Origin of the sequence: Pandoraea sp., from assembly GCF_041919235.1 — a bacterium.
In the GTDB taxonomy this organism is placed as follows: domain Bacteria; phylum Pseudomonadota; class Gammaproteobacteria; order Burkholderiales; family Burkholderiaceae; genus Pandoraea.
Map to the genome: position 1 here is coordinate 173,601 of NZ_JAYRUC010000003.1, position 13,860 is coordinate 187,460.

A 13,860-nucleotide genomic window follows, 5' to 3' on the forward strand; every position below is an offset into this window, starting at 1 on the left:
CTTATCAAGAATCAGGAATCCGTTTGAAATTCCCATACGAATGGCAGATCGGCTGGCGCTATACGCGCACCGGCAAGCGATCATCCGGCAACGGTTTCATTTCCTTCATTTCGTTCATCTCCATGGCCGGCATTGCGCTGGGCGTGGCAGCGCTCATCGTGGTGCTCTCGGTGATGAACGGTTTTCAGAAGGAAGTTCGCGACCGCATGCTCTCCGTGCTGGCGCACATCGAGGTCTTCGCGGTCGAGGGCAATCTGCCTGACTGGCACCGTACCGCCGCCGAGGCGTTGCAGAACAAGAACGTGATTGCGGCCGCACCCTACGTGGGCGAGCAGGCGATGCTCACGCGCGAGGACAACGTTCGCGGCGTGGTGCTGCGCGGCATTGTCCCCAGCGAGGAAGCCAAGGTCTCCGATCTCGGCAAGCAGATCACGTCGGGCTCGCTCGCCAACCTGACGCCGGGCAGCTTCGGCATCGTGCTCGGACGCGAACTGGCTCGGGCGCTGGGCGTGACCATCGGCGACAAGATCACGCTGGTCGCCCCACAGGGGACGATCACGCCCGCGGGCGTGTTGCCGCGCGTGAAGCAGTTCACCGTGGTGGCGGTCTTCACGGCGGGGCACTATGAATACGACAGTTCGCTCGCACTGATCGATCTGCACGACGCCGAGACGCTTTTCCGTCTCGACGGCCCGACCGGCGTGCGGCTGAAGCTCCACGACATGGAGAAGGCGCCGCTCGTGGCACGCGAGTTGGCCAAGACACTGTCCGGCAATATGTGGGTGCGTGACTGGACGCAGCAGAACAAGAACTGGTTTGTCGCGGTGCAGACCGAGAAGCGCATGATGTTCATCATCCTGACGCTCATCATCGCCGTGGCCGCCTTCAATCTGGTGTCCTCGCTCGTGATGACGGTGACCGACAAGTACGCGGATATCGCCATTCTGCGCACGCTCGGCGCACAGCCCGGCTCGATCATGAAGATCTTCATCGTTCAGGGGGTGACGATCGGTTTTGCGGGGGCGTTGCTCGGCGTGGCGCTTGGTTGCCTGATCTCGGTCAACATCGGCACCATCGTGCCGTTCATCGAGCACTTGCTGGGCATCCACTTCCTGCCGCAAGACATTTACTTCATCTCCGAATTGCCCTCGGATCTGCAATCGTCGGACGTGATCCGCATCGGGGTGATTTCCTTCATTCTCTCGGCGCTGGCGACGATCTACCCGAGCTGGCGTGCTTCGCGCGTCAAACCGGCGGAGGCCCTGCGCTATGAGTGACGCCAACCAAACCATCCAAACCCACCCAACACTCGCCCGCGAGCCGAATCGGGTCTACGACGGACCGGTGCTGCGCGCGCGCGATTTGCACAAGACGTTCCGGCAGGGCCAGCTCAATGTGACGGTGCTCAACGGCGCGAGCCTCGACGTTGCGCCCGGCGAAAAGGTGGCGATCGTGGGGGCGTCGGGGTCGGGCAAGAGTACGCTGCTGCATGTGTTGGGCGGGCTCGACGATCCGTCGCGTGGCGAGGTGTCGCTGCTCGGCAAGCCGTTTTCGTCGCTGCGCGAACGCGAGAAGACCTCGCAGCGCAACCAGTCGCTCGGCTTTGTCTATCAATTCCACCATCTGCTGGCCGAGTTCTCGGCGCTCGACAACGTGGCGATGCCGCTGCGTATTCGCCGTCTGCCGATCGAGCAGACGCGCGCGGTGGCCCAGGCGATGCTTGAGCGCGTCGGGCTTGGCTCGCGCATGAAGCATCGCCCGTCGGAGTTGTCGGGCGGCGAGCGTCAGCGCGTGGCGATGGCACGGGCGCTGGTCACACAGCCGGCGTGCGTGCTGGCCGACGAGCCGACCGGCAACCTCGACGGGCATACCGCCGAGACGGTGTTCGAGCTGATGCTCGAGTTGTCGCAGACGCTCAACACCAGTTTCGTGATCGTGACGCACGACATCGATCTGGCGCGGCGTTGCGACCGTGCACTGCGACTACGCGACGGGCTGCTTGAGCCGGCATAAACATCGTACGAGCGTGCTGGCACGCTCAGTCGAGCAAGATGGCGAAGCGCCGGGGGTGGTTCATTCCCCGGCGTTTTGCTTTTCCTTGACGCGATGCGCCAGGGTCGCTTTTCGGCAAAGTCTTAGACCATGACGCGGTGTCGTCCGATGGTCGTCGCGGGCGCGGCGTGCGAGTCTTGTCATCGACCCGTAGAATTGACGCTCAAGGACCTGTGACCATGTGGATCGATACTCATTGCCATCTCGATGCGGCCGAATTCGACGCCGACCGCCCGAGCGTGATCGCCGATGCCGCAGCGGCTGGCGTGGCGGGGCTTGTCGTGCCCGCGGTCGAATGCGCGACGTTCGACGCGGCGCGCGCGGCGGCAAGCGCGATGCCCGGCGGCGCATACGCGCTCGGTATTCATCCGCTATACACACCACGCGCGCGGGACGAGGACATTGCAACATTGCGCCGTGCGGTGGGGCGAGCGATGGGCGATCCGCGCTTCGTCGGTATCGGCGAGATCGGTCTGGATTTCTTCGTCCCGACGCTTGACCCCGAGCGTCAGCAATTCTTCTATGTCGAGCAATTGAAGATCGCGCTCGACTTCGATTTGCCCGTCATCCTGCATGTGCGCCGCTCGCAGGATGCATTGCTCAAGCAGTTGCGCATCTTCATGCCGCGCGGCGGCATCGCGCACGCGTTCAACGGCAGTCGCCAGCAGGCGGACATGTTCGTCGAACGGGGCTTCTGCCTGGGATTCGGCGGGCAGATGACGTTCGAGCGTGCCTTGCAGATTCGCCGTCTTGCGGCGGACATGCCGCTCGATGCGCTGGTGCTGGAAACCGACGCCCCCGACATTGCACCCGAATGGCGCTACAAGCAGCGCAACAGCCCGGTCGAGTTGCCGCGCATTGCGCAGGTGCTGGCGGCGCTGCGCGGGGTGACGCCTGAGGCGCTGTCGCAAACGACGTGCACCAATGCCTGGCGGGTGTTGCCGCGTCTGTCGGGCGCCATGGCGATGGCGCCGGGCGACGGGCCTGACGTCGGCCGCTCTCTCATCTCAGACGATCAAGCGCGCTGACGCTGCGGTGTCGCGCGATTGTCGACGCATGACGTGGTGACGTCATGAGAACGGTGCTGCTTGCGTGGGTTGCGGGCGTCTGGTGGTTGCAACAGGCTTCTGCGTTACCCGGGGGGACGTGGTTCGGCGTGACGGCGGGCGTTGCCGGGGGGGTGTTTTCGGCATGCGCGATCTGGGCCGTGGCGCGGAAGGGGGGCGGTCGCGCCGTTGGTGCGTCAACGGTGCCCGGCGCCGCGCATTCACTGGATTTCTCGCGTGCCGACGACCGCTGGCGTGATCGATGTGCGGTGGCGATATTTGCGCTTTGCGCCGGGGTATTCGGATATTCGTGGGCCGCGCTTCGGGCCGATGTGCGAATGGGCGACCGATTGTCCGTCGAGTTGGAAGACCGGGATGTGACAGTGATCGGCGTCGTTTCCGGTCTACCCTCGTCGACCGGTGACGGATTGCGCTTCGCATTCGATGTGGAGCGTGCTTATGTCACCCACGCTGGATGCGAATTACCCGTACTGGGGGCGCCGAAGCCAACGTTCGGGGTTCGCCCCCATCGACGTGACGCAAATGCCGATGTCGGCGTCGGTGCACAGGCGGGTGAAGGTGCGGGTGCGGGGGCGGGTGCAGGGGCGGGTGCAGGGGCGGGTATAGGTGCACGTACAGGTACAGGTGCTGGTGTCGGTGTGGGTGTGGGTGCGCGGACCGGTGCCCACGATGTCGACGCAGGAGTCGACGCGAATGTTGATGTCGATGCCCGGTCAGGTGCCAATGTCAGGGCGTGCCGGCAAGTGCGCGTGCCGCCGCATATCGAGCTGATGTGGCCGGGGCGTGCTTCGTTCGGCGGCAAAGCGGAGGCGCTTGCCGATGTTGCGGCGCAGGCGCGTCGTACGCCGATGGGGCCCCGCGCGCTCAGCGAAGCTGGACGACTGCGCGCTGGCGAGCGTTGGCGCTTGCCGGTGCGACTTAGGGCGCCGAGAGGTTTTGCGAATTGGCACGGCTTCGATGCCGAGTTGACGGCGTTGGTTCGCGGCATACGTGCGACCGGATACGTGCGGGCACCCTACGGCAAGGGGGCGGCAACGGCAGCGGCGGCGGGGACGAACGGCGCACTTCGTCTGCAAGCCGGGACGATGCCGGGATATCGATGGTTGGCGTGGCGTGCGCGACTGCTTGACGACTTTCGGGCCGCGCTCGGGCCGTCGGCGCGATACGGTGGTGTGCTGATCGCGCTGGCGTTGGGGGAGCGCGGCGATATTGCCGACGATGACTGGCAAGTTTTTGCCGATACCGGTGTGAGTCACCTCCTCGCCATCTCCGGGCTGCATGTTTCGCTCGTTGCCGGCGCGCTGGCAGGGCTTGCCGGAATGCTCTGGCGGCGCGCTTGCAGTCGGCACCTGAGCTTGCCGCTGTGGTGGCCAGCGCCCAAGGCGGCCGCCATCGCCGGTTTGCTGGCGGCAGTGGCATACGGGGCCGTGGCGGGCTGGGGTGTCCCGGTGCGACGCGCGGTTGGCATGGTGGCGATTCTGGTCGGCGCGCTGCTCGCCGGCCGATTCGCCGCGCCGTCCTACGTGCTGGCGTGGGCGTTGGCGGTCATCGTCGCGCTCGATCCATGGGCGGTGGTGACCCCGGGCCTTTGGCTGTCGTTCGGCGCGGTCGCGGCGCTTGTCATGGCGGCGAGGCGCGGCGAGCCGGTGCGCGAAGCTCGCAGTGGGGCGACACCGCACGCAGGTCAGGCACCGGCGCTATCCCGTGACACGCACGGCGCGTTGCGCGGCGCGCGTCCGACCGGCGTGCTCAGTCGCTGGCGCGCAGCGCTCTCGATCCGCCTGGCGCAGGCGGTACGCGCACAATACGCGGTCACGATCGGGATGGTGCCGTTGACGTTGGCATGGTTTGGCGCCGTGCCGCTGCTTGGGCCGCTGGCGAACGCGATCGCCATTCCGGTGATGACGCTGATCGTTACGCCGTTGGCGCTGGCGAGTCTGTTGCTGCCGCCGGGGCTCGCGCATTGGACGCTTGCGGTCGCGCACACCGTGGTCGTTTGGCTGGCCGATTGGCTCGCGATGCTCGCGGCACGACCGTGGGCCGTTTGGCGTGCTGCGATTGCGCCGGCCTGGGCACAAGCGGCGGCGGTCTGCGGCGTGATCGCGTGCCTGATGCCTTTGCCTGTGGGAATGCGCCGGGCGAAAGGGGGGCTGGTCGGTATTCGCTTCGCCGGTTTGGCGCTGATGGGGCCGGCAATGCTCGCCTCGTCGCAGCGGCCTGACGGCGGATCGTTTCGCGTCACGATGCTCGATATCGGGCAGGGCAATGCCGTGCTGGTCGAGACGGCGACGCGAACGCTGCTCTTCGATACCGGACCTACGCTGGGGCGGCGCACCGATGCAGGACGCCGTGTGATCGTTCCTTATCTGCGGGCGCACGGCATTGGCCGACTCGACCGCCTCGTTGTCAGCCACGCCCATGACGATCACTTCGGCGGTGCGTTGAGTGTGCTCAAGGCGTATCCCTCGACCGAGGTGTTTTCGTCGCTGCCGGCGACGCATCGCGTGCGTCGTGCGGCCTCGGCGCACCGGACGTGCCTCGCCGGACAGCAATGGACATGGGACAACGTGACGTTCCGGTTTTTGCACCCCGATGTGCCGGCGTTGCGCGACGGTTGGGCCGGACGCATCGGGCCGAACAGCGTCAGTTGCGTGCTGCGCGTATCGAACGCCCAACACAGCGTACTGCTCGCAGCGGATGCCGAAGCGCCGCAGGAGCGCACCATGCTCGCTCGATTCGGCCCGGCGTTGCGCTCGGATATTCTGTTGGCGCCTCATCACGGCAGCCTCACGTCGTCGACGCCAGCGTTCGTGGGCGTAGTACTGCCGGGCCACGTGGTGTTTCAAGCGGGCTATCGCAACCGGTTCGGGCATCCGAGACCCCAGGTTGTCGCGCGCTATCGGGCCGCGGGCGCGACCCTCTGGCAGAACGTGAGACATGGGGGCATTCGGTTCTCGATCACGCAGAACGGTATCGAGGCGCAGTCGTACCGTGAGCAATACCGGCGGTATTGGCACGCCGACGTACCGGATACGTGGTGAAATCGATGTGGCGCGACGGATGCCCGGCCCTTCGGGGGCGGACACGCGCTCGCGATTCGACGGAAACCTCTACCGGTACTCGACGGGCGGTTCGCTAGAATGGACCGATGAGCGCCACGTCACCCGTTTTTGCGGATTTCGGTTTGTGCGATGGCGCGGCTGAACCGGCTGAATCGGCTGAATCGGCTGAATCGGCTGAATCGGCTGAATCGGCTGAATCGGCTGAATCGGCCGGACCGGCCGGGCGGCTGCAGCACTGGGCGCAGGTCGACCGATGCGACGGCATGGCGCGGGGCTGGCTTGCCACGACGACGAATTCCATGACAAGAGACATCCTCCATTTTTCGCACGGGAATGGTTTTCCCGCCGGCGTGTACCGCAAGATGCTGGGCGCGTTGGCCGACGAGTACGACGTTCGCGCCATCGATCGCATCGGCCACGATCCGCGCTATCCGGTCACGCCGGGCTGGCGTTATCTGCGCGACGAACTGGTCGACACGCTCGAGCGACAGTATCGCGGCGAGCCGGTCTGGCTTGTCGGTCACTCGCTCGGCGGGTTCCTGAGCCTCATGGCCGCCCTCAAGGCGCCTCAATGTGTACGCGGCGTGGTCATGATCGATTCACCCATCGTCACACCGGGCTGGCGCACCCAAATGCTTCGCCTGGGGCTGGTGACCGGGCTGTACGAGCGGATGTCGCCCGCGGGCGTGACCAAAAAGCGCCGCGATCACTGGCCCGACTGGAAGGCCGCGTGGCAGCACTTCGCCAAAAAGCCGGCGTTCGCCAGTTGGGACCCGGACGTGCTGCGTGACTATATCGACTGCGGCACGTTGCCGACCGGCGAGGGCGAAGCGCGACGCCTGGCGTTTGCGCGTGAGATCGAATATCGGATCTACCTGACGCTGCCTCGTCTGCTTGCCGTGCGCGCCATGCGCGGTGTGCCGGTGCCGGTCGGGTTTCTTGCGGGCACCGAGTCCCGCGAACTGCGGCAGGCCGGAATCGGTGCGACACGTCGTATCGTCGGCCCCCATCTGCGTCACGTCCACGGCACGCACCTCTTCCCGATGGAGCGGCCGCTGGAGACCGCCGCTGCAGTACGCGACATGCTCGCGGAACTGCGCGGCGGGCACCGCCACCCATTGGCGGCCTGACAACGGCGGGCGTTGCTCGTGTCGAGCGGTGCCCGAGCCGGACGGGAGTATGCGATGATGCGCCGACCACGCCGCGCAGTGCGCCGGGGGGCTCGTCAAGGGCAAAATTTGCCGCGCTGCACGTCGAGGGCGGGGCGGCTTTCGGGTATAATCCGGCTTTCCCGCGAGCAATTACTGCGATGACCAAATTTGTTTTTGTCACGGGCGGCGTGGTTTCCTCTCTTGGTAAGGGAATTGCTGCTGCATCTCTGGCCGCGATTCTCGAATCACGTGGCCTCAAAGTCACTCTCCTCAAGCTTGATCCCTACATCAACGTCGACCCGGGCACGATGAGCCCGTTCCAGCACGGCGAGGTGTTTGTGACCGAGGATGGTGCGGAAACCGACCTCGATCTGGGCCACTACGAGCGCTTTATCAGCGCCAAGATGCGTCGTGCGAACAACTTCACGACAGGCCAGATCTACGAGTCGGTGATCCGCAAGGAGCGTCGTGGCGAGTACCTCGGCAAGACCGTTCAGGTCATTCCGCACATCACCAATGAAATTCAGGCGTTCGTCGAGCGCGGCGCGCGTTCGACCTGGGACGGCCATCCGGACGTCGCCATCGTCGAAATCGGCGGTACCGTCGGCGATATCGAATCGCTGCCGTTCCTCGAAGCCGCGCGTCAGATGAATCTGCGCCTGGGCCGCAACAGCGTGGCCTTCGTGCACCTGACGCTCGTGCCGTACATTGCGACGGCCGGCGAACTCAAGACCAAGCCGACGCAGCACAGCGTGCAGAAGCTGCGCGAAATCGGCATCTCGCCAGACGTGCTGTTGTGCCGCGCGGACCGTCAGATTCCGGAAGACGAGTGCGCCAAGATTTCGCTGTTTGCGAACATTCCGCAGGACGCCGTCATTTCGGTTTGGGATGTCGACACGATCTACAAGATTCCGCAGATGCTCCATGACCAGGGCATGGACAAGATCATCTGCGACGAACTGAAGATCGAAGCCAAGCCGGCCGACCTGTCCATGTGGACGCGCCTGGTGGAGGCGGTCGAGAATCCGAAGCACGACGTCACCATCGGGATGGTCGGCAAGTACGTCGATCTGACCGAGTCGTACAAGTCGCTCATCGAAGCATTGCGTCACGCCGCGATCCACACGGAAACGCGCGTGAATATCGAGTACATCGATTCCGAACAGATCGAGAAGGACGGCACCGACGCGCTCAAGCATCTGGACGCCATTCTGGTGCCGGGCGGTTTCGGTCGACGCGGTACCGAAGGCAAGATCAAGGCGATCCGGTATGCTCGCGAGAACCGCGTGCCGTATCTGGGCATTTGCCTTGGCATGCAGCTCGCCGTGATCGAATTCGCGCGTGACGTGGCCAATCTGGGGAGCGCGAACAGCACGGAATTCGACCCGTCGACGCCGCATCCGGTCGTCGCTCTCATTACCGAGTGGCAAGACCGCGACGGCAAGATCGAGCAGCGAACCGAGAATTCGGATCTGGGCGGCACCATGCGCCTGGGCTCGCAGCGCGTGCCCGTCAAGTCGGAGACGCTCGCCTCGCGCATCTATGGCGACACGGTCAACGAGCGCCACCGTCATCGTTACGAAGTCAACAATCACTATGTCCCGCAGCTCGAATCTGCCGGTATGGTGATCTCGGCTCGCACGCCGACCGAGAACCTGCCGGAGATGATGGAGCTGCCGCAACAGGTGCACCCGTGGTTTGTGGGCGTTCAGTTCCACCCCGAGTTCACCTCGACGCCGCGCGACGGCCATCCGCTCTTCAAGGCTTACGTTGAAGCGGCGCTGGCCGGTCAGCAGGCGCGCAAGAAGGCCGCCTGAGACTGAACCGCAGCGAGCGAGAAACAAGGAGTTCCCATGAAACTGTGCGGTTTCGAGGTTGGCCTGGATAAGCCGTTTTTCCTGATTGCGGGCACCTGCGTCGTCGAGTCGGAGCAAATGACGATCGACGTTGCGGGGCAGCTCAAGGAAATCACGAGCGCGCTTGGCATCCCATTTATCTACAAGTCGTCGTTCGACAAGGCGAATCGCAGCTCGGGCAAGTCGTATCGCGGTCCCGGGCGCGAGGCTGGCCTGAAGATCCTCGAGGAAGTGCGTCGCCAACTCGGCGTGCCGGTGCTCACCGACGTGCATTCCGAAGAGGATGTGGCCGTGGCCGCGCCCATCGTCGATGTGCTGCAGACACCGGCATTCCTGTGCCGCCAGACCGATTTCATCCGGGCCTGCGCGCAGTCCGGCAAGCCGGTGAACATCAAGAAGGGGCAGTTTCTCGCACCGCACGACATGATCAATGTCATCGACAAGGCCCGCGACGCCGCGCGCGAAGCCGGTCTGCCCGATGACGTGTTCATGGCGTGCGAGCGCGGCGTCTCGTTCGGTTACAACAACCTGGTCTCGGACATGCGCTCGCTGGCGATCATGCGCGAGACCGGTGCGCCGGTCGTGTTCGACGCCACCCACTCGGTGCAGTTGCCCGGCGGTCAGGGAACCAGTTCGGGGGGGCAGCGCGAGTTCGTGCCGGTGCTCTCGCGCGCGGCCGTGGCCGTGGGCGTGTCGGGCCTGTTCATGGAGACACACCCGGACCCGGCGTGCGCGCTCTCGGACGGCCCGAACGCGGTGCCGCTCGGGCGCATGCGCGAGTTGCTGAGCACGCTCAAGGCGCTCGATGCGGCGGTGAAGCAGGGCGAGTTCCTGGAAAGTAATTTCAACTGAAATGAGACAAGCCGTCCTGGGGGCAATATCAGCACGCTCACAGGACGGGTATAGCGCTCAGACGCCTTGGCAGCGCGGCGTCGAGTCGTTAAGCTTGTGGCGCAGTGGCCGTCAGCGGCCGCCGCGAGGGCGAGCCCTCAAGGAGATGCCCGTGTGCCGTACGCCGAGCGCACCGTCGACATCGATGTCATCCCACAGGCCGCTGTGCCTCATTTCGAGACGCCGTTGCATCCCCGTTTATCTACTATCTCTTGTTCTGCCGATGCGCGCGCGAGTGCAGCATCGGCATTCACGTCAGGATTCGGCGCGCGCGCCCGACGTGTACGCGGCAGGTGACGGGGCGCGGCGCGAAGCAGTTCCCTTTAGCGTTTTTGACATTCAAATACCGAGGAATACATGAGTGCAATCGTAGATATCATCGGGCGCGAAGTGCTGGACTCGCGCGGTAACCCGACGGTCGAGTGCGACGTGCTGCTGGAGTCGGGGGTGATGGGGCGTGCGGCAGTGCCGTCCGGCGCATCGACCGGTTCGCGCGAAGCGATCGAACTGCGCGACGGCGACAAGAGTCGCTATCTCGGCAAGGGCGTGCAGAAGGCTGTCGAGCACATCAATACCGAGATTTCGGAAGCGATCATGGGCCTGGATGCCGCCGAACAGGCGTTCCTGGACAAGACCCTGATCGAACTCGACGGCACCGACAACAAGTCGCGCCTCGGTGCGAATGCCATGCTGGCCGTGTCGATGGCCGTGGCCAAGGCGGCTGCGGAAGAAGCCGGCCTGCCGCTGTACCGCTACTTCGGCGGTTCGGGAGCCATGCAAATGCCGGTGCCGATGATGAACATCGTCAACGGCGGCGCGCATGCCAACAACAGCCTGGACATCCAGGAATTCATGGTCATGCCCGTCGGGCAGGCGAGTTTTCGCGAAGCGCTGCGTTGCGGCGCCGAAATCTTCCATGCGTTGAAGAAAATCATCGCTGAGAAAGGCATGAGCACGGCCGTGGGCGACGAAGGCGGCTTCGCACCGAACTTCGCGTCGAACGAGGAGTGCCTGACGACCATTGAGCAGGCCGTCGAGAACGCCGGCTATCGCATGGGCGACGACGTGTTGCTGGCGCTGGACTGCGCCTCGACCGAGTTCTTCAAGGACGGGAAGTACGAACTGGCCGGCGAGGGACTTTCGCTGACCTCGGAAGAGTTCGCCGATTATCTGGCCAACCTGTGCGACAAGTTCCCGATCGTCTCGATCGAGGACGGCATGTCGGAAGACGACTGGGCCGGCTGGAAGATTCTGACCGAGAAGCTTGGCCAGAAGGTGCAATTGGTCGGTGACGATCTGTTCGTGACCAACACGAAGATTCTGAAGCAGGGCATCGAGCAGGGTGTTGCCAACTCGATCCTCATCAAGATCAACCAGATCGGTACGCTCACCGAGACGTTCGCGGCCATCGAAATGGCCAAGCGCGCCGGTTACACGGCGGTGGTGTCGCACCGCTCGGGTGAGACCGAAGACTCGACGATCGCCGACATCGCCGTGGGTACCAACGCCGGTCAGATCAAGACCGGTTCGCTCTCGCGCAGCGACCGTATTGCCAAATACAACCAGCTCCTGCGCATTGAAGAGGATCTCGGCGATATCGCGTCGTATCCGGGCAAGGAAACGTTCTACAATCTGCGCTAATTCCGTTTCCCGGGAAGTTGAGCCCCAAAGCCCGTCGGGGCGGCCTTCCCGGAATTCTTGCCAGGCGAAAGCATGCGAATGGTGACCTCGATACTGGTGCTGCTGCTGGTGGCGATCCAGTATCCGCTCTGGTTCGGCCACGGCGGTTGGTTGTACGTGCACGAACTGCGCGACGAATTGAGCGCCGAACAGCAGAAGAATGAGCAATTGAAGGAACGTAACGATCGTCTTGCCGGCGAAGTGCAGGATTTGCAGGACGGCACGGCGGCGATCGAGGAACGCGCTCGTTTCGAGCTGGGTATGGTCAAGGACGGGGAAGTCTTCGTACAGTTCGTGGCGCCGGACGGCGCTGGCGGACCGCAGACGGCTTCCGCTGCCGATGGGCCGCTCGTTTCATCGACCGAACCCGCACACAAGTCGGTCGCTGCTGCGCCGCCAGCCGCACCCACTGCGTCACCGACGAAAGGCCGGGCGCCATCGGGACACAAGGCTCAGCATAATTGATCGCCTTCGGCATGACGCGCGCACGATAAAAGGAAAAGGCACCCCGAGGGTGCCTTTTTTCATGCCAGCGCGCGATGGCGTGCGTTAGAAGCCCACGCCGATCCCGATCGACGAGTGCGGGCTATATCCGCCGTATCCGCCGTATCCGCCATATCCTCCCGGTCCGTACCACCCGGGGCCGTACCACCCCGGCCCGTACCCTGCGGCCCCGCCCCAACCGCCATAGAAATATGCGCTGCTACCGTAGCTGCGCAACGCATTGTCAATGGCGCGTTGTGCGCGTTCGCGCTCGATGGCCGTTTCCTGTTCGTCGTAGATCCGCTGGTTCAGGCGTGTCAGATTCTGCTTCTGAGCGTCGGTCATGTCCGGGGCGCCGTGCGTCTCGGGCAGGCGCGCCGCGGGCGCGTTGGGCGGTGGCAGTTGCAATTGCGTGCAGCCGGCTGCGATCGTCAGCACAAGCGCGCTCAGCCCGGCGGCGACGGGTTGACTTCGCCGGGCGGTGGACGAACGAGCAACAGGAGCGATGGGAGCGATGGGAGCGATTCGTGACATGAACGATTCTCCTTGGATCGACCGCGTTGCGGCGAGGCGCAAGGCCGGGCGCGGTCACCGACGCGAAATTCACGCGCGCACGGGGCGTCGCGCGCGTCTGTGATCTCGACGTCTTTCAATGCTGCCCGGTCGGCGCAGCGTGCGACGGCTGCGTGAAGAGCTGCGCCGCATCCACCTTGTCGAAGTGATAGGTCTGGCGGCAAAACTCGCATGCCACTTCGACATCGGGACGTTCTTCGAACACGCTCATGACTTCCGCTTCGCCGAGCGTGCGCAGCATACCGGCCACCCGCTCGTGCGAGCACGTGCAGCGAAACGCCGTGACCTGAGGCTCGAACACGCGCACCGTCTCTTCCCAAAACAGGCGATTCAGGAGGGTTTCCCGGTCGGTGCTCAGCATTTCGTCGCGCTTGAGTGTGTTACCCAGTTGGCAGACGCGATTCCACATGTCCTCGTCCTGCTCGGGGGCGCGTTCGGCGCCGGCGCCTGCCGTGCCGCCATGACCGGGCAGCTTTTGCAGCAGCATGCCGATGGCATGGTGGTCGTCCGCCGCCAGCCACAGACGTGTGTCGAGCTGCTCGGAATGATGCATATAGTGCTCGAGTACCGATGCCATGTCCGGAAGCGGGCCGTGTTCGTCGGAGAGCGGCACCACGCCTTGATACGGTTGCTGGCCCGGTTGCTTGACGCGCGGGTCGAGCGTGATGGCAAAGCGTGCGCGGCCATTGACGTCGACGAGCGACTTGAGCGTTGCGTTCTCCGGGATCTCCCCGCTGTACTTTGCTGTGGCGCGCATCGTCAGGTCGGCGTTGCATTCGACGACGACCATGGTGACCGGGCCGTCGCCGTGCAGTTGCAGAATCAGTGCGCCATCGAATTTGACGTTGGCCGTGAGCAGGGCGGCAGCGGCCATCATCTCGCCGAGCAAATGGCGCACCGGCACCGGATAGTCGTGACGTTCCAGCACGGCGCGCCAGGTGGCGTCGAGGCTGACATACTCGCCGCGCACCGGGGCGGCGTCGAACATGAATTTCTGAAGTTGATCGGACACGGTCGAATTCCTGAAAAACGCGGCAACGGCAGT

At 64.4% G+C, this 13,860-nt stretch carries 11 protein-coding genes; 9 read left to right on the forward strand and 2 right to left on the reverse strand.

The genetic code is table 11. The features are described from left to right. The first annotated feature begins 23 nt into the window (after positions 1 to 23). The 9 genes from ACE3UG_RS03620 to ftsB all read left to right on the forward strand — a co-directional run bounded on the left by ACE3UG_RS03620 (position 24) and on the right by ftsB (position 12,224). A complete protein-coding gene (locus tag ACE3UG_RS03620; RefSeq protein ID WP_374619757.1) occupies positions 24 to 1,277 on the forward strand; it encodes a lipoprotein-releasing ABC transporter permease subunit in 1,254 nt (417 codons plus the stop codon). After that, positions 1,270 to 2,013: a lipoprotein-releasing ABC transporter ATP-binding protein LolD gene (gene lolD, locus ACE3UG_RS03625; protein ID WP_374619760.1), complete on the forward strand. Its 744-nt coding sequence runs from the start codon at positions 1,270 to 1,272 to the stop codon at positions 2,011 to 2,013. The genes ACE3UG_RS03620 and lolD overlap by 8 nt, the downstream gene beginning before the upstream one ends. 218 nt (positions 2,014 to 2,231) lie before the next feature. Next, the gene (locus ACE3UG_RS03630) at positions 2,232 to 3,080 is read left to right on the forward strand and encodes a TatD family hydrolase (RefSeq protein WP_374619763.1); all 849 of its coding nucleotides are present in this window, start codon (positions 2,232 to 2,234) and stop codon (positions 3,078 to 3,080) included. Positions 3,081 to 3,124: 44 nt separating this feature from the next. After that, positions 3,125 to 6,160 carry a DNA internalization-related competence protein ComEC/Rec2 gene (locus tag ACE3UG_RS03635; RefSeq protein ID WP_374619766.1) on the forward strand — a complete coding sequence of 1,012 codons (3,036 nt, stop codon included), beginning with the start codon at positions 3,125 to 3,127 and terminating at the stop codon, positions 6,158 to 6,160. A gap of 320 nt (positions 6,161 to 6,480) precedes the next feature. Continuing rightward, on the forward strand, positions 6,481 to 7,311 hold the full coding sequence (locus ACE3UG_RS03640; protein ID WP_374619769.1) for an alpha/beta fold hydrolase: 831 nt from the start codon (positions 6,481 to 6,483) through the stop codon (positions 7,309 to 7,311). Positions 7,312 to 7,490: 179 nt separating this feature from the next. Further along, positions 7,491 to 9,149: a CTP synthase gene (locus ACE3UG_RS03645; RefSeq protein WP_374619771.1), complete on the forward strand. Its 1,659-nt coding sequence runs from the start codon at positions 7,491 to 7,493 to the stop codon at positions 9,147 to 9,149. Between the two features lie 36 nt (positions 9,150 to 9,185). After that, positions 9,186 to 10,040, forward strand: coding sequence for a 3-deoxy-8-phosphooctulonate synthase (kdsA, locus tag ACE3UG_RS03650; protein WP_374619774.1), 855 nt, complete (start codon positions 9,186 to 9,188; stop codon positions 10,038 to 10,040). 396 nt (positions 10,041 to 10,436) lie between these two features. Further along, the gene (eno, locus tag ACE3UG_RS03655; RefSeq protein WP_374619777.1) at positions 10,437 to 11,720 is read left to right on the forward strand and encodes a phosphopyruvate hydratase; all 1,284 of its coding nucleotides are present in this window, start codon (positions 10,437 to 10,439) and stop codon (positions 11,718 to 11,720) included. Between the two features lie 72 nt (positions 11,721 to 11,792). Next, positions 11,793 to 12,224, forward strand: coding sequence for a cell division protein FtsB (ftsB, locus tag ACE3UG_RS03660; protein ID WP_374619780.1), 432 nt, complete (start codon positions 11,793 to 11,795; stop codon positions 12,222 to 12,224). An 84-nt stretch (positions 12,225 to 12,308) separates the two neighbouring features. Here ftsB and ACE3UG_RS03665 read toward each other — a convergent pair whose 3' ends face one another. Together ACE3UG_RS03665 and hslO are read right to left on the reverse strand one after the other, a co-directional pair. Beyond that, complete coding sequence (locus tag ACE3UG_RS03665) at positions 12,309 to 12,776, reverse strand: hypothetical protein (protein WP_374619782.1); 468 nt, start codon at positions 12,774 to 12,776, stop codon at positions 12,309 to 12,311. A 115-nt stretch (positions 12,777 to 12,891) separates the two neighbouring features. Then, positions 12,892 to 13,827: an Hsp33 family molecular chaperone HslO gene (gene hslO, locus ACE3UG_RS03670; RefSeq protein WP_374619785.1), complete on the reverse strand. Its 936-nt coding sequence runs from the start codon at positions 13,825 to 13,827 to the stop codon at positions 12,892 to 12,894. Between the last annotated feature and the right edge of the window lie 33 nt (positions 13,828 to 13,860).